The sequence below is a fragment of the Chitinophaga chungangae genome (assembly GCF_017742215.1).
Taxonomy (GTDB): Bacteria; Bacteroidota; Bacteroidia; order Chitinophagales; family Chitinophagaceae; genus Chitinophaga; species Chitinophaga chungangae.
Genome location: NZ_JAGHKP010000003.1, coordinates 36,640 through 62,023, shown reverse-complemented (window position 1 = coordinate 62,023; position 25,384 = coordinate 36,640). Strand labels below are relative to the sequence as shown.

At 54.2% G+C, this 25,384-nt stretch carries 13 protein-coding genes; 9 read left to right on the top strand and 4 right to left on the bottom strand.

What is annotated here, in order from left to right:
• Positions 1-25: 25 nt before the first annotated feature.
• From J7I43_RS14715 to J7I43_RS14675, 9 genes are read left to right on the top strand one after another with little or no spacing between them, the layout of a single operon-like run.
• Entirely contained in the window at positions 26-1,843 is a 1,818-nt protein-coding gene (locus J7I43_RS14715; protein WP_209146480.1) for a RagB/SusD family nutrient uptake outer membrane protein, read from the top strand.
• Complete coding sequence (locus J7I43_RS14710; RefSeq protein ID WP_209146479.1) at positions 1,843-3,240, top strand: TolB-like translocation protein; 1,398 nt, start codon at positions 1,843-1,845, stop codon at positions 3,238-3,240. The genes J7I43_RS14715 and J7I43_RS14710 overlap by 1 nt, the downstream gene beginning before the upstream one ends.
• 32 nt (positions 3,241-3,272) lie before the next feature.
• Positions 3,273-7,091 (top strand): DUF4962 domain-containing protein, encoded by a 3,819-nt coding sequence (locus J7I43_RS14705; RefSeq protein WP_209146478.1) that lies wholly within the window; start codon positions 3,273-3,275, stop codon positions 7,089-7,091.
• Between the two features lie 2 nt (positions 7,092-7,093).
• On the top strand, positions 7,094-8,638 hold the full coding sequence (locus J7I43_RS14700; protein ID WP_209146477.1) for a sulfatase family protein: 1,545 nt from the start codon (positions 7,094-7,096) through the stop codon (positions 8,636-8,638).
• 23 nt (positions 8,639-8,661) lie between these two features.
• Complete coding sequence (locus tag J7I43_RS14695; protein ID WP_209146476.1) at positions 8,662-10,188, top strand: sulfatase family protein; 1,527 nt, start codon at positions 8,662-8,664, stop codon at positions 10,186-10,188.
• Positions 10,163-11,692, top strand: a complete 1,530-nt coding sequence (locus J7I43_RS14690; protein WP_209146475.1) for a sulfatase family protein — start codon at positions 10,163-10,165, stop codon at positions 11,690-11,692. The genes J7I43_RS14695 and J7I43_RS14690 overlap by 26 nt, the downstream gene beginning before the upstream one ends.
• 10 nt (positions 11,693-11,702) lie before the next feature.
• The gene (locus tag J7I43_RS14685) at positions 11,703-13,286 is read left to right on the top strand and encodes an arylsulfatase (protein WP_209146474.1); all 1,584 of its coding nucleotides are present in this window, start codon (positions 11,703-11,705) and stop codon (positions 13,284-13,286) included.
• Positions 13,287-13,333: 47 nt separating this feature from the next.
• Positions 13,334-15,316, top strand: a complete 1,983-nt coding sequence (locus tag J7I43_RS14680; RefSeq protein ID WP_209146473.1) for a glycosyl hydrolase 115 family protein — start codon at positions 13,334-13,336, stop codon at positions 15,314-15,316.
• Positions 15,273-18,638, top strand: a complete 3,366-nt coding sequence (locus J7I43_RS14675) for a GH92 family glycosyl hydrolase (RefSeq protein WP_209146472.1) — start codon at positions 15,273-15,275, stop codon at positions 18,636-18,638. Before J7I43_RS14680 ends, J7I43_RS14675 begins: the two co-directional genes overlap by 44 nt.
• Here J7I43_RS14675 and J7I43_RS14670 read toward each other — a convergent pair.
• From J7I43_RS14670 to J7I43_RS14655, 4 genes are read right to left on the bottom strand one after another with little or no spacing between them, the layout of a single operon-like run.
• A complete protein-coding gene (locus tag J7I43_RS14670) occupies positions 18,635-19,756 on the bottom strand; it encodes a cytochrome-c peroxidase (protein ID WP_209146471.1) in 1,122 nt (373 codons plus the stop codon). The two genes, J7I43_RS14675 and J7I43_RS14670, sit on opposite strands and share 4 nt — an antisense overlap.
• 21 nt (positions 19,757-19,777) lie before the next feature.
• Complete coding sequence (locus tag J7I43_RS14665; protein WP_378108790.1) at positions 19,778-21,250, bottom strand: DUF6850 family outer membrane beta-barrel protein; 1,473 nt, start codon at positions 21,248-21,250, stop codon at positions 19,778-19,780.
• A gap of 33 nt (positions 21,251-21,283) precedes the next feature.
• Complete coding sequence (locus J7I43_RS14660) at positions 21,284-22,489, bottom strand: DUF4876 domain-containing protein (protein ID WP_209146469.1); 1,206 nt, start codon at positions 22,487-22,489, stop codon at positions 21,284-21,286.
• Positions 22,490-22,517: 28 nt separating this feature from the next.
• The gene (locus J7I43_RS14655) at positions 22,518-25,298 is read right to left on the bottom strand and encodes a TonB-dependent receptor (RefSeq protein WP_209146468.1); all 2,781 of its coding nucleotides are present in this window, start codon (positions 25,296-25,298) and stop codon (positions 22,518-22,520) included.
• Between the last annotated feature and the right edge of the window lie 86 nt (positions 25,299-25,384).

Genomic DNA, 25,384 nt, shown 5'->3' with positions numbered 1-25,384 from the left:
CCTGTTTTATCAAAACCGAAAAATTATGAAACTGAACAATAAAATACTGATGATATTGACCGGCCTTTCGTTGGGTAGTGCGGGCTGCAAGGACTATCTCGATGAAATATCCGTTTCCACCACCACGTCAGACACCTATTACACGACCGCTGCAGGCTACAACGACCTGGTACGTTCCTGTTATCCTTTGTGGAGGACCATTACGCAGGAGCGCGACCTGGTATTGCAGGGCACGGATATTTTCACCGGCTCCCAATGGAACGACGGCGCCAGCGTGCAGAATGCAGAAAACGCGTACGACGCGACGCTCAACTCCAACCTGCAGTCTTTACAAACCCTGTGGACGTATCTCTACCAGGAGATCGGTCGTTGCAATACGGCGGTTACGCGCGCGGCGGATGTTACGGGCATGAATGAAGAAGAATTGCAGGTACGCCTTGCCGAAGCGAAATTTTTACGCGCATACGCGTATTTCCAGCTCGTGCAGCAATGGGGGGACGTGCCGATGCCGCTGACGGAAACTGTGACCGCTTCCAAAAAAGCGGAACGTGTTGCGTCCGCCACGGTTTACGCGCAGATCATCAAAGACCTTGAAGAAGCGGAAAACGTGCTGCCTCCCGTCGCTTCCGATTACGGCCGCGCTACCAAAGGCGCCGCGCAGTTCCTGTTGGCACGCGTTCATCTCACAAGAGGCTGGAACTTCCGCCAGTCGCTCGGCGGCAGCAACGCCGATTTCAAAAGCGCATTGGATTATGCGGACAAAGTGATCGCCGCGTACCCGCTGGCAAACAAATACAGCGACCTTTTCCCGCAGCATTCCAAAAATCCTTTGCAGCAGGGCAATCCGGTACAAAACGATAAAAACCCGGAGATCGTTTTCGCCGTGCAATACAGCGACAATATCCTGACCAACGAAAATCCCCTCGTGAATACGACCGGCAACAACGCGCATTCCATTTTCGGCGGGCAGGTGGAAACCGTGCCCGGCAACATCGGCCGCACCAGCGATTACAACAGGCACCAGGAAAAACAGACGGTAACGCCCGCCGCTTACCGCATGTTCGATCCGCGGCTGGATTCGCGTTATGCCTGGAACTTCGTGGCGGCACAATACGCGCTGAAAGACCAGAACGGATTTCATCCTTCCAAAACCGACAATTCCATCACGATCGATATAAAAAAAGGTGACACTGTTATCCTGTTCCGCCCCTGGAACGACCCGGCGCTGCCTGCTGAAAAAGGCTTGGACGTAGGCGGCGTAAAAAAATATGCCGTATACAACGTGCCCGATTATGGCGAGCCCGGCGAGCCTACCGGTTTTAATGACCGTTTTATTCACCCGATGATGTGGAAATTCTGGCAGCCGAATATCGAATACGGCGACGCCTTCGGCACCACGGACCAGATCCTGTTCCGTTCCGCCGAAGCCTACCTGATCGCCGCGGAAGCCATCGTAAAAGGCGCTACCGGCGGCACACTGGGCGGCGCGGAGGTGTATTACAACCGCGTGCTCGACCGTGCCCTGGGCGCCAACGCCGGCGCGGAGCCTTACATGGCACAAAAGCCCGGCGAAGTTGCTTCGCTGGATTCAGTGCATTACCGTGCCACCGCGGCCACCATCAGCATCGACATGATCCTGGACGAACGCGCCCGCGAGCTGATGGGAGAAAATATGCGCTGGTACGATCTCAAACGCACAGGCAAACTCATCGAACGTACAAAAGCGATGAACCCCTGGACGAAGTTGCGCGGCGAGCTGGACGACCATCACCTGCTGCGCCCGATCCCGCAGGGTGAGATCGATCTTTCATCACCATCCATCGAACAAAACAAAGACTATTGATGATGAGCGGCCATATGGGAAGGAGGTCTTTTATCCGGGCCTCGGCGGGGCTATTGGGCGGCACGGCGTTACCCGGCATATTGCATGCCGGCGCGCCTTTGCCGGAAAAAAAATTTTACCGTTTCAGAACTTACCGGCCGGGCAAGACGCTGGCCCCGGTAACATGCATCACCCCCGACGACGGTTTCTATCTTCACACCTTCTACAACAAATGTCCCTGGAGCGCGGACGGCCGTTATTTCGCGGTAACGAGGCTGCCCGCTCAAAAGGCGAAGGCGGAATGGGGGGAAACGGCGGACGTATGCGTGATAGACCTGCAGGAGCAGAGCATCCGCACCGTGTACCGCACGAAGGCGTGGGGTTATCAGCTGGGCGCCAATTTACAATGGCGGTATGATAGCAACAGGTACCTATATACGAATGATATCATTGAAAGGAGGGTGGTATGCGTTCGCATAGATATCCGCGATCATACCGTCAAAGTATACGCAGGCGCGAAATACGACCTGGCGCCGGACAATTCGTCCGTGATCAGTCCGCAGCTGATGAACATGAATATGACGCAATACGGCTATTCCGTGCCAGACCCTGTTTCCGGCAAGCCGGTCCCGTTCACGGCAGACGACCTGCAACGCGAAGGGCTTTGGAAAACCGATCTCGAGACCAACACGGAATCTTTACTCGCGCCTTTTTCGGAGTTTATCGCACGGTCTGAAAACGACCGGGAATTTTACGGTAAAGCCATTCCATATCTTTTCCATTCCCAGTTCAACCGCCAGAACACGCGCATACTGCAGGTATTTCGCGCGCAGGTGAACAACAAAGGCCGCAACGCCTGCCTGTTCAGCCTGAATACAAACGGCACGCAGGTAAAACAATGCCTGGGCATGGAAAAATGGAACCAGAAAGCGCCGGGCGGCTCCGGCAACCATCCCAATTGGCACCCGGACGGCGAACATGTGGTTATGAATTGTGTGCCCACCTGGCTGGGATACAAAGACATGCGCTTTTGCCAGTTCAAATACGATGGCTCGAACTTTACCGTATTAAGCGAGCGCCACACGGGCAGCGGGCATCCCAGCATCGATATAACGGGGCGTTACCTGCTGGCGGACGCTTATCCGAAACAGACCTACGTTGTAAACACCAACGGCGAGATACCCATCCGGCTGATAGAACTGCGCAGCGACGAAGAACAGATCCTTTGCACCATCGCCAACGACGTGGGCGGGCGCGGCCGGCAATACACAGCAGAGAATGAAACACAAGGCGGCAGCGGGTACAAGTTGGACCCGCATCCCGTTTGGAGCCCGGACAACAAACAAATCGCGTTCAACGGCGCGCCGGAAAGGAAAAGGCAGGTGTATATCGCCGATTTAAAACGGGTGATCTCATAACATCGCCTACTGACAGGAAAAGAAAAACGATCATGAAAAAAATACTGTTACTTGCAGGCATCGCCGGCCTGGCATCTTTTTATTTGTCCGCGCGAAAACCGGAGGAGCCCATCAGGCCAAACTTCATCTTCATTCTCACCGACGACCAGGGATGGACTTCGGTTTCCGCGGCTATGGACAACCGGCATCCGGATTTCAAAAGCAATTATTACGAAACGCCGAATATCGACCGGCTGGGCAAAGAAGGTATGCGGTTCAGCCGGGGTTACGCTCCTGCCGCGCTTTGCACGCCTTCCCGCCGCAGCATCCAGTTCGGGCAATCTCCTATTCATACGGGAGACGCCACCTTCGCCGAACGGTACGATCCCCGGAAACAAAAATGGATCACCATTCCGTCGCTGCTAAAATCCGTAGACGCCGGTTATAAAACCGCGCATTACGGAAAGTGGGACCTTCGTGCCGGCATCTTCCCCGAAGACCTCGGGTACGATGAAAGCGACGGCGATACCGGCAACAACAACGGCGACCTGATGACCGACAGCAAAACCAAATGGGAGCAGGTACACCTCACCAAAGACCCGAAAAGAACGGGAACCGTTACGGCGCGCGCGCTGAGTTTTATGCAGCGGCAAAACAGGAGCGGCCACCCGTTTTACCTGCAGGTATCTTATTACGCGCCACATGTAGACATACAGGCAAAAGAAAAAACATATGAAAAATACCAGCGCAAAAAACCCGGCAGCATCCACGACAATCCCGGCTGGGCGGCGATGCTGGAAGACATGGACGATGGCGTGGGCCGTATACTGAACATGGTGGAAGACCTTGGCATTGCAGATAACACGTACATCATTTTTTTGTCAGACAACGGCGGCGTGCCGTCGTTACCGCCTCCCTCAACCAAACACAAGCTGGACATGCCTTCCGGTAAAAAAACAAACAACTACCCGTTGCGGGGAGGCAAATGGGTGTTGTATGAAGGCGGCATCCGCGTACCTTTTATTATCAAGGGGCCGGGCATACAACCTGGCAGCTTCTGCCACAAACCGGTGCTGGGATACGATCTTCTCCCCACTATCGGCGAACTTGCAGGCAACCGCACAACGCTGCCCGATTACCTGGACGGCAGCAGCATAAAACCTTTACTGGCCGATCCCGCGCAGGGAACAGTACACAGAAAAGACAACGATCTTTTTTTTCACCGTTACGAAAAAAGTTACGAGCATACTACGATCATCGAAGGAAAATATAAGCTGCTCAAATTCTGGCGAACCGGTAAAGTGGAATTGTACGACCTGGAAAACGATCTCGAAGAAATACACGACCTGGCAAAAAAACAACCCGAAAAAACCGCCGCGCTCGAACGCAAATTAATGCGGCACCTTGAACAGCAGGGTGCGGAAGTACTGGGCGCACGCCGCAGTTTTCCCGGCGATTATCCCGCGTTGCACCCGCGTTACCGGCAATGGCCCTCACCCGCTGCGGACGTGTTGATCACAGACGTCCCTCCCGCGCTGAGCTGGCCCGTTATCGGGAAAAACGCACGGTACGACGTACGGCTGTCGAAAAACGAGCAATTCCCGCTTTCGCAAACCATTCATGCCGAAAATATTCCCTGGACGATATTCAACCCGCACCGGGCATTGGCTTCAGGACGGTGGTACTGGCAATACCGCGTGCATAACGGCGAATGGTCATCCGTGAACACTTTCCGTATGCCGGAAAAAATGCAATACAGCCCCTCCCCTTCCGTCGAAAAATTGCTTTCTTCCATTCCCGCGCATCATCCGCGATTACTGATCGGTAAAAACGAAGAACTGGAATTTGCCCGACAGGCCGCCGGATCTGACGACGCAGCCGCGATCATCAAAGAGGCAGACGAGTTGCTGGGGGACATTCCGGACAGTGCGCCCACCCTTCAGCGTACAGGAAAAAAAACCGGCGATTACGAAGACAGCAAAATAAAAAATTCAGAAAGCAAAGCATTGGGATTCCGCGCCATGAATCACCTTTCGGCCTACAGCCAGGCTTACCTGCTCACACGGCGGCAAAAGTATGCGAACAAAGCCCTGCAATGGGCCAAAGCGATCGCCCGCTGGGACCCTGAAGGCGCCACCAGCGTCAGCGATTTCGGCGATGCGGGTTGTATGCTGGCCATGGCATTGGCTTACGATACTTTTTACGGCCAGCTTTCCGGCGAAGACAAAAAAGCGCTGCTGGAAAACATCCGCGTGCGCGCTTCCCGTTTTTATAAGAACTGGATCAACGATGTAGACGCCAAAGTACTGTCTGCCCACGTTTGGCAATACGATCTTCATTTTTTTATACAGACCGCGCTGGCCACGTTCGGCGATCTGAAAGAAGCCCGCGACTGGCTCACCTATTCATATGAATTATGGACCTCGCGCGCGCCCATCCTCGGCGGCACGGAAGGCGGCTGGCTGGAAGGGGCGCATTATTTCATGATCAACGTGGAAGCGCTGCTGGGCATTCCCATGATCATCCGCGACTACACCGGTTTTGATTTTATCCGCAACCATCCCTGGTACACCGGCAACCCGTACTGGATGCTCTATTCCTTTCCCGCAGGTTCTTTCAGCGATGGCTTCGGCGACAATGTGGAAACGAATCCCTCTCCCGGGAAGGATTACCTGGCTTATGCGGACGCGCTCGCCAAACTGACCGGAAGCCGTGCAGCGGCTACGTATGCGCAGAAAATAGAGCAAACGGAAAATATTACACTGGCAGACGCGGATATGTTCCGCTGGTTGCGGCTGCGATACCTGTTAAACGTACAACGCCCGCCCGTACTGCCCGACAGCGCATTTACGCCCGCACGTCTTTTCAGCGACATTGGCGTGGCAGACATGCATTCCAACATCGGCAACACCGCCAAAAATCTCATGGTATCGATGCGGGCCAGTCCATATGGCGGATACGGCCACATGTTGGCTGACCAAAACACTTTTAATATCTTGTATGGCGGTAAGCCACTGTTTTATATGTCCGGGCACAAAGTAGCCATGAGCGACAAACACCGGCTGGAATGGTACAAGGCTACCATCGGGCACAACGGCGTATTGATCGACGGCAAAGGCCAGGGCTTTGACTCGGAAAGTTATGGATGGATTCCACGTTTTGTAAACGGCCGGCAACTTTCCTACGCGGCGGGCGATGCATCTGTAGCTTATAACGGCAATTCGGGAAAAGAAAAAACGGGGCTGAAAAAATTCCGCCGTCACCTTTTGCTCCTCCACCCCGATGTGGTGGTGGTGTACGATGAACTGGAGGCAGACCACCCGGCCAGCTGGTCGTGGTACATTCACAGCCCACAGCAGATCGTCGTCGATTCCGCCCGGCAATATTTTCATTGCGCGTTAAACGATGTTTCTGCTTGCGCCGCCTTCTTCAGTTCGCAACCCGTGCAATGGGCGCTGGCCGATACGTTTGCCGTTGAAGCCGAAAACTGGATGGAACGCCGCGATGCGAACGGCAAATTGATATCTTACGGCAACAACCAGTGGCACCTGAACGCAGCGACCGTGGGGAAAACAGGCAAAGCGCGTTTCCTGGCCGTTATGCGGATACGTGAAGGGAAGCAGGCATTCCCCTGCAGCATCAATGAAAAACAGGAGATCGTTGTTGGCGGCTGGACGTTGAAAGCGGAATTGAATACGTCCAAACCAGCCATGATCAGGGCATCGCGGAACGATGGCAAAACTTTTTTCAGTTCCGGCAGCGACGTTACGCTGTTGCGCGAAAATATTCACGGAAAATGGGTGCAGACGGAAACCGCGGACAAAACGCCGGAAATCGTACAGCAAATTCCCGCACCCGTTAAAAAAAGATGAACATGCGATACAAACTATGGCTGATTGCCATCCTGTGCCTGCCGGCGATGGTGGCCCGCTCCCAGCAAAAAAACAGCAAAAGGCCCAACCTGCTTTTCGTTATTACAGACGACCAGTCGTTTCCCTACGCCTCCGCTTACGGAACACCCGGCGTACGCACGCCCGTTTTCGATGCAATAGCGGCAAGCGGCGTATTGTTTAACAACGCTTTCGCGGCGGCGCCGCAATGCAGCCCTTCGCGGGCGGCGATCCTCACGGGCCGCAACATCTGGCAACTGGAAGAAGCCGGTACCCACAGCAGCTATTTCCCCAATAAATTCCCCGTGTTCACTACCCTTCTGCGCAACGCCGGTTATGCAACCGGGTATACCGGGAAAGCCTGGGGGCCGGGCAACTGGGAAGACGCAGGCTGGAAAGAGAATCCCGTTGGTCCCGCTTATAACAAACAAACCCTGAAGCCGCCTTATAAAGCCATCAGCAACATCGATTACAGCACGAACTTTCAAACGTTCTACCAGCAGAAACAGGCAGACCAGCCGTTTTTCTTCTGGGTCGGCGCGCACGAGCCGCATCGCCCATACGCCAATGACTCCGGTGGTGATTCCGGCGGTGTATACGTGCCAGGTTTTCTACCCGATCATCCTGTCGTACAAAACGATATCCGCGATTACATGGTAGAGATCGCCTGGTTCGACGCGCAGCTGGGGAAAATACTCGATTTCCTCCGCGAGCGGGGAGAACTGGAAAACACGCTCATTGTGCTGACGTCCGACAACGGCATGCCTTTCCCTTCCGCCAAAGCTACGCTGATGGAATACGGCGCGCACGTGCCGCTTGCCATTAGCTGGAAAGGAGTGATCGGTGGCGGCAGAAAGGAAAACCGTCCCGTTGGTTTGATAGACCTGGCGTCTACTTTCCTCGAAGCGGCCGGCCTCGCTGCAATACCGCATACGCCCGGCAAAAGCCTGCTGCCTTTGCTGAAGGGAAAAACAGACCCTTCGCGCAACGCCTACGTGCTCACGGGCATGGAAAGGCATTCCGCTTCACGGCCTGATAATGTTGGTTATCCCGCACGCGCGATCAGAACGGCGGACTATCTCTTCGTGCTGAATTTCAAACCGGGCCGCTGGCCCGCCGGCGATCCGCCGCCCGTGTCGGAACCGCCCTCCCCTTCCCCCGATATCAAACCGATCGGGCCGGGTTACTCCGATGTGGACGATCCTTCCCCTTCCAAAATGTTCCTCATCTCACACCGGGACGAGTGGCCGCTTTTATTCCGGCAGGGTTTTGAAAAACGGCCGGCCGAACAATTGTTCGATATCCGCACCGATCCCGGCTGCACAAAAGATCTTTCTACAAACCCCGCTTTCGATTCCGTCCGGAACGTTTTGCGCGGCCAGCTGAAAGACATGCTTACGCAACAGGGCGATCCGCGGATGCACGGTAACGGCGATATCTTTGAAAGTTATCCAAGGTTTGGCAATATGCGCAACTGGCCCGGGTTCAAAAAAAGAGGGGAATACAATCCCGCATTTCAGCATCATTGATCATACTTCGAACAAGTTATTACATGAAATACATTGTCATCGTTTTCCTGTTGCAGCTCAGCCTTTTCCAAAGCCGGGCGCAGCAAAAGGAAATACCGGTCGTCATCATCATGGCGGACCAGCTCCGCTACGATGCGATCGGGCAATACACGCCGAACATTAACGCATTGAAAAAAGATGGCGTTTCATTCAACCGTACCTATACCGCCAGCCCAATATGCGTGCCCGCGAGGGGCGCGTTTTTCACCGGGAAATATCCCAACACCAGCGGCAGCCTGATCAACGGGTGGGTGAAACAGGATGAACGTTACCGCGTTGTAAAACAAGGCACCCGCAACCTGTACGAAACCCTTTCCAAACAATGGGAAGCCTGGCATGTGGGCAAACAGCATTTTTTCACGCAGCCCGACATCGAAAAAGACCCCAATGTGAACGTGCAATGGATCACGCAGAAAACCTACCAGCAGTGGCTGGCGCCGCAGGGCGTTAAAAAGCCCGGTGGCAGGGAGTTTACTGACTATGCGCCGGAGCTTGTATCAGGCGCATATACGCATGCCAAACGTTATACCGTGCCGGTGCATAAACTGTATACTCCGGGGCTGCGTTATTTCCCGGACGATTTTTTTGGTGAAAAATCCGCCGAAATTATCCGCAACCATAAAGGCAAAAAACCGCTGATGCTCGCCACGATGTTTATGTCGCCCCACCCGCCCTTTCATATTCCCGCGCCTTATTACGACAAAGTGCGCAGGCAGGACATCCGCATACCTTCAAACGTGGGACAGTGGTACGAAGGCCAGTCGCCGCTGCAGCTGTACGGCCTTGCGGGTTTTATCGGCTCACGGTATTCCAGGGAACAATGGGAAGATGTATGGCCGCGTTACATGGGCCTCGTGAGCCTGCTGGACGACGAAACGGGCAAGATCATCAAGGCGCTGAAAGACAAAGGCATTTACGACGATGCACTGATCATTTTCACGGCAGACCATGGTGAAATGCTGGGCAGTCATTCCCTCTGGATGAAAATGTGCATGTACGAAGCATCCGCCCGTGTTCCGCTCGTCATCAAGTTCCCGCGCGGCTTCCGGCCCGCAGTCAGCGAAACATCGCAGCCCGTAAGCCTGATCGATGTTTGGCCTACGCTGATCAGCTACCTCGGCATCAACGGCGCGGGAGAAACAGACGGTATTTCGCTGATGCCGCTGGTGGAAGGGAAAACCTTCGGCAGGAACGATGTTTTTATTCAATACGACGGCAACGCCGCTTACGGCAGCAATCAGCGCTGCGTGGTAAGCAGGCCCCACAAGCTGATCATGGATACTTTCCGCGACGAGGTTTACCTGGAATTGTACAACGTGGAAAAAGATCCTGAAGAAAAAGAAAACCTCGTGATGAAGCCGGAAAACCGTGCGCTGGCAGAACGGCTGATCGGCAAAATAAAAGAACACATGCGCCAGACCGGCGACCTGCTCCGGCTGCCGGACGACGTATACCAACAATTCCTGACGAACTACGCAAAACTCAATGAAAAGTCTGAATCCGATTCCTGAAATACTGGCCGCTTCGGCATTGTTTTTCCTTGCGGGCATGGGTTGCCGCCAGGAAAAGCCGGAGCGCGCGCAGCCCAATATCGTTTACATCCTGGCAGATGATTTGGGTTACGGCGACGTGTCTGCCTACAACCCCGCATCCGCGATCCGCACGCCGCAGATAGACAAGCTCGCAGCAACAGGTATTCGTTTTACGGATGCGCATGCTTCGTCTTCCGTATGCACGCCTTCGCGTTACGGGATACTTACCGGCGTTTATTGCTGGCGCAGCAGTCTGAAGCAGGGCGTGCTGCGCGGGTATGGCGGCTCACTTATCGCGAATGGCCAAACTACCGCCGCTACCGTGCTCAAACAATACGGCTATAATACCGCCGCCATCGGGAAGTGGCACCTGGGGCTGAACTGGGCCATCAAAAAAGGACATGAACAAACGCTGCTGCTGCCCGAGCCGGACCCGGAAGACATTGATTTTTTCCGGCCGGTAGACGACGGGCCTAATAAACACGGGTTCGATCATTCCTATATCCTCCCCGCTTCGCTGGACATGCCGCCTTATTGTTACGTCCGCAACGATACGCTCACCGCGATACCGGATGAATATACAGCAGGAAGTGAAGTGCGGGAAAAAGACGATCCGGAATATGCGACCGGCGCATTCTGGCGCGCGGGAAAAATGGCGCCGGGCTTCGATTTCAACCAGGTATTGCCGCATCTGACGGAGCAGGCCGTTTCTTATATCGGTCAGCAGAAAAATTCCGAAAAACCTTTTTTTCTGTATTTCGCCATGCCGGCGCCGCACACGCCCTGGCTGCCCTCCGCGGAATATGAAGGCGCTGCCCGTGCGGGTGATTATGGCGATTATGTTGCCATGACGGACGCGATGGTAGGCAAGGTACTGGCTGCCCTCGAAAAAAACGGTCTGGGCGAAAACACCATCGTGATCTTCAGCAGCGATAACGGTCCTTACTGGCGGCCGGCCATGACGCAACGATACAACCATCATGCCACCGGCATTTACCGTGGTATGAAAGCCGACATCTGGGACGGCGGGCACCGCGTTCCGCTGATCGTACGATGGCCGGGGCATGTAACCGCCGGAAGGGTCAGCAATATCGTTACCTCGCTTACCAACCTGGTGGCTACCTGTTCGGAGCTGAACGGCGGCCCTGCGCGCGTGCCCGCTGCCACTGACAGTTACAGCATATTACCGGTGTTGTTGGGCAGGGCAGATTCAGCGGATATTCCGCAGATGATCGTACACGCTTCTTCCAATGGCATGTTCGGCATCCGCAGCGGGGAATGGAAATGGGTGGAAGGCCTTGGCTCGGGTGGTTTCAGCGTGCCCGTAACCGAAGAACCGCGCCCCGGCGGGCCGCAGGGGCAATTGTACAACATGCGAACAGATCCTTCCGAAACGGAAAACCATTGCATGAAAATGCCAGGAAGAGCCAACGCGCTCAGCCGCTCGCTGGACAGCATCAAACAATTAACCGTTCAACACTGACATCGACAATATGAGATGGATTGTATTGCTGGCGGTACTGCCAGGCATTTTATGGATCTACGGGGATGCGCCCGCAAAGAGCAAACCGCAAACGCGGCCGAACATTTTGCTGATCATGGCGGATGATATGGGTTTTTCCGACATCGGGTGTTTCGGCGGTGAAATACATACGCCCAACCTGGACAAACTGTCGCGCGAAGGCATTCGTTTCACCCGTTTTTATAACAACGCATGGTGCTCCCCCACCCGCGCGTCGCTGCTCACGGGGCTTTACCCTCAACAGGCTGGCATGGCCGGCCTCGCATGGCCCAAAACCGGCCCTCCCGGCCCGGACCAGGGATACCTGAACGACCGCTGCGTAACACTCGCCGAAGTGCTCAAAGAAGCTGGTTATTATACAGCCATGGCCGGGAAATGGCACCTGGGCGAGCACCGGCCAAACTGGCCGACAGACCGCGGGTTCGATAATTATTTCGGGCTGATCAGCGGCGCCGTGAATTACTTCGACATCACACAGGATAAAACGCCTTCCACCGTGCGCACCATGGCGCTGGACAGTCAGCGTTATTACCCGCCCAAAAAAGGGTTTTATATGACGGACGCCATTACCGGTTACGCGGATAAAATACTGGAACGGCAAAAAACGACCGTCGCGCCGTTTTTCCTTTACGTCGCCTACACCGCGCCGCACTGGCCGTTACATGCTTTACCGGAAGACATCGCCCGTTATGCCGGCAGGTACGAAAGCGGATGGGACTCGCTCCGCCTCCAGAGATACCGGAGACTGCAGCAGCTGGGCATTATCAGCCCCGCAACAACGCTTTCACCCAGGGATTCCGGCGTAACGGCCTGGGCGCAGCTGCCGGCAAAAACGAGAAAAGAAATGGCGCACAAAATGGCGGTATATGCCGCGCAGGTAGACCGAATGGACCAGGGCATCGGCCGTATGCTCGACCAGCTCGAACGCAGCGGAAAAGCCGGCAACACCATCGTTATTTTTCTTTCCGACAACGGTGGATGCGCCGAAGGCGGCCCGCAGGGCCTGGATAACAGGAAAAACGGCATTACGCCCGGCAGCGTTGATTCGTACATGAGCTACGGCCAATCGTGGGCGAATGCGAGCAACACTCCTTTCCGTCACTTCAAAAAAAACCTGCTGGAAGGCGGCATCTCCACGCCCCTGATCGTACGCTGGCCCGCGGGCATTCAGCCGCAACGTTACGGGCAGATAATAGAGCAGGCAGGGCATGTAACCGACATGATGCCCACGCTTTGCGCCGCGGCCGGCGCCCGCTATCCCACCCGGTACAAAGGCCACAGCGTATTGCCCATGGAAGGCCGGAACCTGCTGCCTGTTATTGAAACGGGAAAGGTGCAGTCACATCCGCCCGTTTTCTGGTCGCTGAACGATGAAAAAGCGATCATAACGGGAAAGTATAAACTGACCGCCGCCGGGAAAAACGCGCCGTGGGAATTGTACAACCTGGAAAAAGACCGCATGGAAAACGATAACTGTGCGGCCACATTTCCCCTGCAGGTAAAAGATATGCAGCAACAATGGGAAACATGGGCGAAACGCGTAGGGATCAGGTGATCAGCCGCAGCACATTTAAATGATAAATCCGTAAATCAATCTGAAAGATGATCATAAAAAAACTACTGGCCGGCATCTTGCCGATGCTGGCCGGCGCGCTATGCGCACAAAGCCAGGTAACCATCTATCACGGCGCCCGCAGCACACCCACGGAACTGGCCGTTTGCGAAGACCTCCGGGAAGATCTTGAAAAAGTAACAGGCGCCGTTGTTCACATCGCGCAGGAACCACCCAAAATAACCGGCGGCGGAAATTATTACCTCGTGGGCACGCCAGCCAGCAGCGACCTGATTTCGCGCATGGCGGATGAAAAAAAGATCCCCTCCGTAGGAGACGGCATCATCCGCACTAACGGTTCTTTAACCCTGCTGGCCGGAATCACGGTGGAAGGCATGCAGAATACCGTGTACGATTATTGCCGCACAACGCTCGGCATCGACCCGATGTATTACTGGACGGGGCGCGAGCCGGGGAAAAAGAAACTGGCAGATCTACGTAAAACACAGCACCGCGTGGTTCCTTCCCAAAAAGTGCCCATCGTATGTTATTTCGAAAACGATGTGGACGAACTGGCGAACATGAGCAAGCCTTACCTGGAATATGATATGGCAACATGGAAAGCGATGGTCAATTCCCTCCGCAGGACGCGTTACAACGCCATTCATCCTTTCGACATGTTCGGAAGGCCGGAATTTTATACCCGCGAGCCCTACCGTAAACTGCGGCCCGATTACAAAGTAAATCTTCCGCTGGTAGACAGCATGATCGATTACGCGCATCTCAAAGGCATGAAAGTGCAGGTAGACCTCAGCCTCGGGTACCAGATGCGCTCCATCAGCGACAGCGAGGCGCTTTGCTGGACACAATACAAAGACAAGTGGATCGATACCTGGATATATTACCTTACCAAAACCCCGCTGGGCAAAGCCGACATTTATTCGCTCCGGCCGCGCAACCAGGTCTGGGACAGGGCGTATGTAAGCAGTTGCGGTGAAAACAGGGTGGAGATATTCAACCAGGTATTCGCCGCTTTAGACAGCGTGCTGGCCATCTACAAACCGGGCGCGCTGAAGATCTGCACCTGTTACGACGATGGCATGGACCTCTTTAACCAAGGTTTTACGCCCCCGAAAGATTTTATCGTCGTGTGGGCGGACGATGGATATTGCAATTTCGACAGGATGCCTGTAAGCACGCGTGGCTATCCCTTCGGCACCTACATGCACGCCGGGTTCTGGACCAACCATACCGTACACGATCCAGGCCCGCTGCTGATCGATTCCATCATGACCTTCATGCAACGGAATTACGCGGCAGACAAATACCTGAAGGTGAACGGGCAAACGTTCCGGCCGTTCCTGCTGAACCTGGAAGCGTTCGGCGAATGGGCCACAGACCCGCAAAATTTCGACGGCGAAAAATTCTACCGGCAATGGACCAATTATTACTTCGGAACAAAAGCCGCGCCTAACGCCGTAACTTCCATGAAAACGCTGCATGAAGCGCATTTCGGAAGAACGGGATATGTAAGGAAACTCTCCGACATCAAAAAGCTGATCGGTTTCCTCGGCGATACCCCGGTGGAAACGCCGCACGGATCGTTCACCGCAAAGTACGAAGACCTGGAAGCGCCCGGTACAGCGCAACGGTATGCAATGGTACAGGCCGCCTGCAAGGCCGCGGCAGACGGTTTGCCAGCCGGTAATGATTTCTACCACGATTATATATATCTTCCCGCGCTTATGTACCGGCAATTGCTCGACCTGGAAAATACTTTGCTCGGAATGGCGCGGCTGAAACAGGCTTATCTGTCCGGTGGCGGAAAAGAAAAGATCGCAACTGCTGTACAACTCGCCGGCCAGGCGATGCAACAGATGCAAGCCATCGATGCCACCTGCCTGGAAGGCGACCGAAACCCGAAATGGAAAACATGGTACGATCCGGCGAAACGGCGACCCAATAATGGCTTTCCGACAAAAGGCATGATTGCTCACATTCAGCGACATTTACAAAAATTATCAGCCCAATAAAAAATTCAATATGCACCCGGGATATTTTTTACGAATTACCGCACTGATTATTTTATCGATCGTTTGTGAAACCGCCGCGGCTTCCTGGCAGGACAGCCTGCTGCGATTTGTACAGCCGCTCATCGGAACCGCCGCCAGCACAACTGTTGCCAGCGCCATCCACGGCAAAGGCACGGAACAGTACGCCAACACCATTCCCGCCGTAGGCGTGCCTTTCGGAATGACGCAATGGACGCCGCAAACCCGTACTTCCGAACAAAAATGCAGGCCGCCTTATCAATACAAAGACAGCCTGCTCAGCGGTTTCCGCGGCACGCATTGGCTCAGCGGCTCCTGCACGCAGGATTACGGCAGCTTTACGGTGATGCCGGTAACGGGCAGGCTCCGGCTGAACGTGTCCGATTATGCAACACCTTTTTCTCACGACGAAGAATACGCGGCGCCACATTATTATTCCGTAAAGCTGAACGAATACAACCTGCTGGCGGAAATTACGGCACTGGCACGCAGCAGCGTGATGCGTTTCACCATGGAAAAAGACGACAGCCTGCACCTGCTTGTAACGCCCAACAGCGACCAGGGCCGGGGATTCGTCAAAATAAACCGGTCGAAGAACCAGGTGGAAGGGTACAATCCCGCCCATCGTATTTACCAGGGCTGGGGGAAACCAGCGGGCTTCAGCGGGTATTTTGTAGTGAAGGCGGAGATCGTGCCGGTAAATGCCGGTACTTTTTCCGGCGGCAACAGCATACTTGCAGACAGTCTTGTACAACAAGCCGGCATCGGCGCTTATTTCAGCTGGAAGCTGCCCAAAGGCACGAAAGTGATCATCCGCATCGGCACTTCATTCACCAGTATCCGCGAAGCAGAAAAAAACCTGCAGGCGGAAATATCCGGCCGGGACTTTGAAGCCGTAAAATCACAATCCGCCGCGATATGGGAAAAGGCGCTGCGTAAAATAGAAGTTACAAACGCCGGCGACCGTTCGCTGGATATTTTTTACACCGCGTTGTACCACACTATGCAGCAGCCCCGGCTGTTCAGCGACGCCAGCGGCACCTACCCGGCATTTTCCCGGCAGTACGAAACCGCCCGGCTTTCCGAAGGGAACTATTACGACGATTTTTCCATGTGGGATATCTACCGCACGATGCTCCCGCTTTATGAGATCATCGATCCCGCGCTGATCAGCGACTTCGTCCGCTCCATGATCCTCAAAGGGCAGCAGGGCGGGTGGCTGCCCATATTCCCCTGCTGGAACAGCTATACCTCGGCTATGATCGGGGATCATGTAACGCCTTTCATCGCCTCCGCATATCTCAAAGGCATCCGCGGCTACGACGTAAAGGCCGCCTATGCACTGATGCGCCGCAATGCTTTTGAAACGCCCGATACCGCGGAATATTCCGACGGTAAAGGCCGCCGCGCGCTGAAAAGTTACCTGCAATACGGGTACGTTCCGCTGGAAGACGGCGTGCCGGATGCTTTTCATAAAAAAGAACAGGTATCGCGCACGCTTGAATACGCTTATGACGATCACGCACTGTCGCTGGTGGCAAAGGCGCTGGGCAAAAAAGAAGACTACCGCCGGCTGGCGGCCAGCGCACTGAATTACCGCCACGTTTTCGATACGGGCGTGGGTTTCGTCAGGGGACGTTATGCGAACGGCAGCTGGTATACGCCTTTCGACCCCGATAAAAGAGCGCCTTATATCACTGAAGGAACGCCACGTCAATATACCTGGTACGTGCCGCATAATATCGAAGACCTTATCAGGCTGAAAGGCGGCAAAAAGGCATTCGAATCAGCGCTGGACGATGTTTTCCGGATGAAGGAATACTGGCATGGGAACGAGCCCGGGCACCAGGTGCCTTTTCTTTACAACTACACGGAATCGCCCTGGAAAACGCAGCGCGAGGTGAGGAACATCCTGGCCAGCGAATATACCTCCGGCCCCGGCGGGCTGAGCGGGAACGACGATGCCGGGCAAATGTCCGCCTGGTACGTCATGGCCGCTATCGGCCTGTACCCCGTGAGCCCGGTATCAGGGCAATATGCACTGTGCTCCCCGCTTTTCGACACCGTTACACTGCGGTTAAAAGATGACCGGGAGTTCAGGATCGTCACACAAAAAGAAACAACCAGTTCGATGTACATTTCTTCCATCACACTGAACCAACAACCACATTCCGGTTACCAGGCAGATTATTCCACCATCATGAAAGGCGGCACGATGGAAATACGCCTCGCAGACCGCCCTTCCACCGCCCTCCCCGTATCGCCCCGGAAAAAAGACATCCGGAAGCTGATGGAAAAAGTGGCGGACTGGCAGATCAAAGAATGGGAAACGGAAGAAAAAAAACAGCGGATGAACCACTGGGTAAACGCGACCGGCCTTACCGGCCTGCTGGCCCTGGCGGACATCAGCAAGAGCAAAAAATATATCCGTTATGTTAGAACGACCAGCGAAGCGATGAATTGGCAACCTGGTCCCCAGCGGTTTTTCGCGGACGATTATTGCATCGGGCAGGTGTATGCCCAACTGTATGCTATATACAAAAAACCTGAAATGATCGCTCCCTGGCGGGCGCTGGCAGACAGCATTCTCAACAAGCCCAATAACGAATCGCTCGAATGGAAAGACGGTTCCATCCGCCACCGTGAATGGTCGTGGTGCGATGCCCTGTACATGGGCCCGCCTGCATTGAGTTACCTCGCTTCCGCCACCGGCAACCCCGCTTACCTCGACCTCGCCAGCCGCTTGTGGTGGAAAACAACGGACTATCTCTACGCCCCGGAAGAACAACTTTTTTTCCGCGACAGCAGGTACTTCGCACAACGCGAAAAAAACGGGAAAGAAGTTTTCTGGTCGAGAGGCAACGGCTGGGTGATAGCCGGGCTGGTGAGAGTGCTGGAGAACATGCCGCCCGATCATCCCGACAGGGCACGCTTCATCAAACTTTTCCACGAAATGTCGGAAAAACTGGCGCGCATCCAGCAGCCGGATGGCAGCTGGCACGCTTCCCTGCTGGACCCGGACAGCTACGACATTAAAGAAACCAGCGGAACGGGGTTCTTCTGTTACGCGCTGTTATGGGGCATGAATCATGGCCTGCTGGATAAAAAAACTTATGGGCCGGTAGCGAAAAACGCCTGGTCTGCCATGGTTTCATCCGTAACACCAGATGGCAAACCCGGATACGTACAACCGATCGGCGCCGCGCCCAACAAAGTGAATGCGGAAAGCACGGAAGCATACGGCACGGGGGCATTGCTGCTGGCCGGCGCACAGATGTACCGTTTTCTGGAGAATGCGGATTAATCCCTCGGCAGCTCCGGCCGCGGCATAAGGTATTGCGTGGCGGTAATGGCGTTCATAAAAGCGACCAGCGCTTCTTTTTCTTCTTCGGTGAGGTTGAGTTTTTTGAGCAGCGCGTCTGTTTTCGGATAATTGGGATCGGCCTTTTTCTGCTCCGGCTTCGGATCGATCATGTGCATGCCGCTGTTATAGATATTGATCACGCCCCTGATGTTGTTAAAAAGACCGTTGTGCATCCATGGGTGGTTGTGCATCACGTCGCGGAGAGAGGGCGTTTTGAAGCGGCCAACATCTTCGGGATTGCTGGTGAGATTGTAGCGGCCGAGGTCTTCGTATTTGCGTTTGTAATAAGTGAGACCGATGTTGTGAAAACTTTCATCGGTGAGGTATTGGCCGTGGTGACAGTTCATGCAGCGCGCCTTGGTGCGGAAAATATGCATGCCATGAATTTCCTGGTCGGTCATGGCTTTGTAGTCGCCTTCCATGAACTTATCGAAAGCGCTTCTGCGGGAGGTGATGGTTTTTTCAAATGCGGCGATGGCGGAGAAGATCTTGTCTGTGGTTACTTCTTCCGAGCCGTACGCGTCTTTGAAGAGTTTCTTATAAGCCTTGATGGCGGAGAGTTTGGGACCAAGCTCTTTTGCATCCATGTTCATCTCGTGATGCGCTTCGATGGGGAAACTGGCCTGGTCTTCCAAAGAAAACGCCCTGCCGTCCCAGAAAAAGTTTTTGCGGTAAGCGATATTCAGCAGGCTGGGCGTGTTGCGCGTGCCTTCCTGGTGGTCGCTGCCGAGGGATACCCGGCGGCCGTCGCCCCAGGAAAGGTGCGGGTCGTGGCAGCTGCTGCAGGAGATCTGGCTGGACCGCGAAAGCATCGGATCGAAGAAAAGCAGTTTACCCAGCTTCACATCAGGCTGCGCCATGATCCTGAAATAAGATGTATCGGTTTTAGGAAGGGGCTTAAATTCAGACCATACCACACCGGAATCGATGTCCGGCTTCGGCCATTCGTTCACCGGTTTCTGATACAGCGCCCGCAGATCGCCGGGATTGTCGTAAAAGAATCCCGTTCCGGTGAGGAAAGTAATTAACGCTGCGAGGATGATCAGGTACCGTTTCATAATATTCGTTGGTCGTTGTCTTTAAAATTGAAATGCCGTTGTCAGCTTCCATTCCTGCCTTCCCGTGCCGGTCTGGTGCGCGGCGTCCGCCGCAATAAAACAAGCCAGTTTTTCCATAAGCGGAAAATCCACTCTCGCCTGGCCGCGATAGTTCATGCCGGAAGCCGTAAGGAACGCAAAGTTACTATTCATCATGGAAAATATCGCTTTCTGCGGGTTGATATCGCTCCAGCTGCCGGACTGCTCCAGCGTTTCCTGGCGGTGGGCGGCGGCTTTCAGCGTAACCGATGTACGGCCGAACTGTTTACGTCCGGTGAGGTGGATGCCTGCGGTAAGCCGGGTGAAAGACAGACGCCGGTTGGGCTGCACGTATTGCTGCAGCTCGTCGAGATATTCCGCGTCTGCACCCGCGTACCAGTCTGCAAAACCGCCCGTGCGGCCGTACAGCACGTTTGCCCCAACGGTATTGCACGCACGTTTGTAACGCACATCTTCGGCGATCTTTACGATACTGATGTCGGAAGCGCCGGTCTGGAATTTCGCTTCCAGCCCTTCCCTGCTCAGACCCGTGGCTTTAACGCCGGCCATAAAATGCCGGTCGTCCTTATCAAAAATATATCCCGCGCGGCCGCTCAGCAGCCGTTCTTTCGCCGTGCCGATCTCGAACACGATACGGTCGAGCAGTTTGCCGATGTTCGTTTGCTGAACGGATACGCCGGCGTACCAGCCTTTGCGCCCGGCGGGCGACAGCTGCAGCCCCGCGCCATAGATGAACCCGTTGTAATTGGCGCTCATGCGGGCGCCGGAAAGAAATTCGTTGTACGCGCCAAGGCCAGCATCGTGGTATATCAGCGGTTCGCCCACCTCGCTCACAAATTCCAGTTTGTTTTCCTGGTTGTATTTGGTGCCGTTGAGGTCCAGCGCCAGCAGGTACCGGTTGCCCAGCCTGCGGGAAACGGCGACGCCCAGGTCGAGGATGGTGGAAATATTTTTTGGACGGGGGTCGCGGTTGCGGTACGACTGCTCTCCCTTAAACCCGGCCTGCACGCCCACCTGGTATTTGCCAAAACCTTTGGCCAGGCCGCCGCTGAAGGCATAGGTTTCCGAATTGAGGTCGCCGCCTACGGTATCCGCCATCACATAAGGATACACGAGATCGTAGTTGGCGGATTCGTTAAATTTTACCTTGAACAGCTTCTCGCTGATGTAATACGCCTTTCCCCAAATGGTGGTATTGTCTTTCCCCCTGAGATAGGTTTCGGAATGCACGTCCAGCTGTTGTTTCCCGCTGCCTTCCTGCTGGAGGTAAAGGTCCTGCTCATGTTTCCCGAAGGAAGCAGACAGCCTGCTGTAGGTATTTTCGCGTTGCCATGCTTTCAAAGCGGGGCTCGTATACAATTCATCCCTCAGCACGGTTACCGGCGAGGTTTGTTCGCGCACCAGTTTCTCCGAAAGGGAATCCTGGGCGGCGGCAGTACCGGCGCCCAGGATCATCCACACACAAATCGTCAGTTTTAATCTCATCCATTACGGCATTAAAGAAGGTTTCGATTCCGCTTCGAAATCTTTGGCGGAATCGTTGTTGTCCAGCAGCACTACGCGGCCGTCAGGATTGGTGTACACGACTTTGCGGCGCACGCTTTTGCCATAACGGGTTGCGTCTGAGTTCACCTTGCCGCAGTAGGTCCAGCTGATGTCGAGAGACGGGGCGGTGAGGGTCCATACGAATTCGGACTGAACGGAAAGGTTCACCGCGTCGAGTATCCAGGTGTTGGGGATCTTCACGCCATCGTTGGTCATTACCTTGCCGGTGGCGCCGATGTAAGTGTACTCATAATGATTTTCCGCGATAAAATCCCCGGGTGTCGTGCCCTGCGGAAGGCGTGCCAGCACATAGCTGCGGAAACCACGGTCGTGCATGATCATCGCTCCGTTCACGTTCACCAGGTCGGGCACCTGCGGGTTGTCTACATCGATAGTGCCGCCGAGGTTCAACTCGTAATCGGCATTTCTCAGGTCGAAAGAGTTCGGGTTCAGCTCCCGGTTGTCGATGGCGTTGGCCGCTACCACTACCTGTTTGCCGGGAAGTATCTCATGTTCTTTACCGCTGCCGGGGAACAATACGATGTTGTTGGCCGTAAAAGCTTCCGCCATGATGTTGGGCGTGTAATCGTATTTGGTGGTGGTCAGGAACTGTGCTTCCGCGTAGATCAGGCCGTCTGTGTACAGCGTGTCTTCGGAATTGTTGTATACGATGAAATATTTATCGCCGTGATACAGTTTATTTTCAGGGGTGCGCGTGCCGGTGAAGAAAATTTCTTTCAGCACCAGGCCGGCGTTCACGTTGTAAAGGAACAGCGGGATGTCGATGGCCACATTGCCGCCGGTAATTTTCACGCCGCTTTTTACGCCGCGGATCTTGCTTTTGTAAATGGTTTCATCCAGCTTGTATTCGATGTCTCCTTCGAGGCTTACATCGTAGCTGCCTTCGGGCAGGTTGAGGCTGGAAAGCTCGCTTGCGCTGTTTACGTTGAAAGTGCTCACCGTGCCGCTGTTCACCTCTTTGAAAGTAACGGTGAGCGCGGAAGTTTTCACTTCTTTGAGGTTGGCGGGATTGGTGAACGTTACGCCAACGGTGGAGTTTTTCACCGCCAGGTCTTCTTTGGAGCACGAAGCGGCGAAAAGCAGGCCGCCAAATGTGATGGCAAGGGAGAATAATTTTGTGTGTCGCATAATATCCTGAATGTTTATAGTTTGTAGTTTAAAAATTAAAGTTCAGTTCCATCCCGAAATAAGGGGTTACATACCCGCCTCTTCTGACCCGTACATTATTGACATTCGTATAGTCAGGTGCGTAAGTGAAAAGCCTGTTCACAAACATCGAGATCATCGCTTTTTTCTTAAATTCCTTGGTCACTTTTATGTTTGCCTGAAGGTCTATCGGTACGGTGGTTTTCACGAAATCGGTGTAGTCGTATTTTTCCTTGAACCATACCAGTGCGGCGTCGTTGAGACTTTCCTTGGTGTAGGGATGTTCCACGCCGTCTACCCCCATGTAAGACACCGGCACCCCGCTGTTGTAATCGTCCTGGCGCGAAGTGAACCAAATGTTCTGGAATGATGCGGAAACGATCAACCCCAGTTTCGGCAGGTAGGTATCCATCGTCAGGTTGGTGTTGAAACGTTGCTGGTTGTACCCGTTGGAATAGTCGTACAGCGCGATGTATTGGGCCTGTTCGCCATTCACCAGTACGTCGCTTTTGATCTGCTCGTAAAAAGGCAGGCTGTTGCTGTAGTCTGTATCGAACCAGGCGCCGTTTGCCGTGATGCGGGAATTGATGCCTTCAAAACGTTTCGAAACGTACTGGAACTCTATTCCCTTTTTTACAAGACGGCTGCCATTGGCGGTCATTTTGTAAGAAAAGAACCTGCTCTTGTCTGTATAAGTAAAATCGCTGGTCTGCGGTCTTTCGGTAAGATTGCCCGCATCTACGGAAGCGTTATCGTAACGTTTATACGCGAGAATGTGATACCTGGAAACATCCCTGAACCCCGAGGTCAGGTTTTCGTTGAACCAGGTGAGGGAAAGCCTGTGGCCATTCAGCTCGAAATCCGCGTTCAGCTCAAATTTCCGGTTCACCGCGGCGCGCAGTTCGTAATTCGTGGGGTTAAAAATATAGGTCACCGCGTTGGCGATGCGGTATGCGGGATTGTTATGATAGAAGTTCAGCTGCACAATGTCTTCATATAACCACTTGGGATTCAAATGGTCCATGGTCGGCATTTTGGTGTGAATACCAAAACCGCCGCCCAGCGTAGTTTTCAGCTGATAATCCCCTACAGGCGCGCCCGGCAGCTCCCAACGGACGTTCACACGAGGGTCCAGGTATATTTTATTGGCGATGGCATAACGGCTGTCCATACCCGGCAACATCATGCCGCGAACGCCGGCCGTCGCGGCCAGTTTGTGTTTGCCTATTCGCCAGGTCATCATGTCTTCCACGTAAAAAGACTGGTTCAGCATGCCCGGAATGGTATCGAATGCGCGGGGCCTTACGGGAACGCCTTCCGAGGGCGGAAAATCAAGATCGTACACCTGGCCTTTCCCGAAGTTTTTGCTGTAGTTGGTTTCAATGCCGAGTTTCAGGTGATGGTTAATGTCTGACGTATTGAAACCGAGGGTGGTCATGGCTTTGAAGAAAGCCGTCAGCGGCCGCCCGTCTACGGTCAAATGGGAAGCATAGCTGGGCGTCATGTAATTTACGTCGTGCTCGCCTTCCAGGAGGGAATTGGTGAGCACAGACGCGGATTTCACCTGCAGCCATTTGGTGATGTCTGCTTTGTCTTGCTGGTAGCCCATCCTTCCGGAGATCTCCCAGGATTTCACCAGCGAGCCCGCGCGGTGGATCTCGTTGCGGAGACGGGAGCTGACGCCGTAATTGTTATTATTGGAAGTGTATTTGTCGATCCGGGCAACGCCGTTGTCGGGATCGGTCCGGCTGTTGTCGATATTGCCGCTGAAATCCAGCGCAGCGTCCCAAGTAAGTTTATGGGCCGCGTCGCTCCAGCGTTTCTGCGTGCGCAGGCTTGCGTTGATCCTTTTATAATTCAGGAAGTTGTCCCGCGGATCGTCTTTGGCATTGAGGTAACCGAGGTCTATGTTTACGGAAAGATCCTTTTCCGGGATATAAAAACCTTTGCCGAGGGAAAAAAGCTTGCTGAACCCGTCCGCCTTCACGCGGGCGGAGTACGGCGTTGCGCCTTGCCGGCGTTCGATCTTGATCAGGCTGCTGGTGAGGTCGCCGTATTCCACGGAAGGAATGCCCCGTATCACTTCCACTTTTTCGATCTGGTCGGTGGAAAGCGTGCGCATGTCTACTCCTTTATTGACGGAAGAACGGCTTTCATTTGGGTCTAGTGCAAAAAAGCCGGTTGCGCTTTGCAGGTTGGCGGAAGTATTGATGGGCGCGCCATCTATCAGGAAAGCCGTTCCCAGCGAACTGATGTCGTAAGAACCGGAAGGGTTGCCGGCCTCGCGCAGCCTGATCTGGTTCATGCGCAGCAGCTGCGGATCTGCAGAACGGCCGCCGGGCAATAATTCCAGCAGGTCGGTAAAACTGGAAGGCTGCAGATGCTGCATGGCCTTGCGGTCTATCACGGAAGTGCTGGTCATTTTTTCTTTGCCCTCGTTTGCCGTTACATAAAATTCCTGTAAGGTCTGAAGCGCTTTGCTCACGATCAGGTCCAGGTGATGGTCCTTTTGAAGATGCACCTGTTTGGGCGTTGTTTTGAATAAAATGCTGGAAATGTCTACGGTATAGTGGCCCCCGGGAATGCTGCCGAAGCTGAAACGGCCCTGGCTGTCGCTGTAAGCCCGGTATTCACGGCCGCCGCCTTTGGCGGTCACAACCAGCGAATCGACGCCTTTTCCCAGCGCCGGGTCCCACAGTTTGCCAGACAGCACATGTTGCTGCCCGAAAACAATAGCCGGCAGAACGATGATCAAGATACAGGCGATAACCAGTTTGAAAGAATAGCTCATTCTAATGACAAATAACCCCACTTTGCAGATTTCCGTAAATGATGGCGCAAAGATACTCAAGATCCGAGGGGGCATCTGTTCAGGAA

Coding starts and splice junctions, on each gene's coding strand:
- J7I43_RS14705 (WP_209146478.1), top strand. CDS start 3,273: ATGAAAAAAATACTGTTACTTGCAGGCATCGCCGGCCTGGCATCTTTT.
- J7I43_RS14660 (WP_209146469.1), bottom strand. CDS start 22,489: ATGCGACACACAAAATTATTCTCCCTTGCCATCACATTTGGCGGCCTG.
- J7I43_RS14715 (WP_209146480.1), top strand. CDS start 26: ATGAAACTGAACAATAAAATACTGATGATATTGACCGGCCTTTCGTTG.
- J7I43_RS14685 (WP_209146474.1), top strand. CDS start 11,703: ATGAGATGGATTGTATTGCTGGCGGTACTGCCAGGCATTTTATGGATC.
- J7I43_RS14655 (WP_209146468.1), bottom strand. CDS start 25,298: ATGAGCTATTCTTTCAAACTGGTTATCGCCTGTATCTTGATCATCGTT.
- J7I43_RS14700 (WP_209146477.1), top strand. CDS start 7,094: ATGCGATACAAACTATGGCTGATTGCCATCCTGTGCCTGCCGGCGATG.
- J7I43_RS14690 (WP_209146475.1), top strand. CDS start 10,163: ATGAAAAGTCTGAATCCGATTCCTGAAATACTGGCCGCTTCGGCATTG.
- J7I43_RS14670 (WP_209146471.1), bottom strand. CDS start 19,756: ATGAAACGGTACCTGATCATCCTCGCAGCGTTAATTACTTTCCTCACC.
- J7I43_RS14680 (WP_209146473.1), top strand. CDS start 13,334: ATGATCATAAAAAAACTACTGGCCGGCATCTTGCCGATGCTGGCCGGC.
- J7I43_RS14695 (WP_209146476.1), top strand. CDS start 8,662: ATGAAATACATTGTCATCGTTTTCCTGTTGCAGCTCAGCCTTTTCCAA.
- J7I43_RS14665 (WP_378108790.1), bottom strand. CDS start 21,250: ATGATCCTGGGCGCCGGTACTGCCGCCGCCCAGGATTCCCTTTCGGAG.
- J7I43_RS14710 (WP_209146479.1), top strand. CDS start 1,843: ATGATGAGCGGCCATATGGGAAGGAGGTCTTTTATCCGGGCCTCGGCG.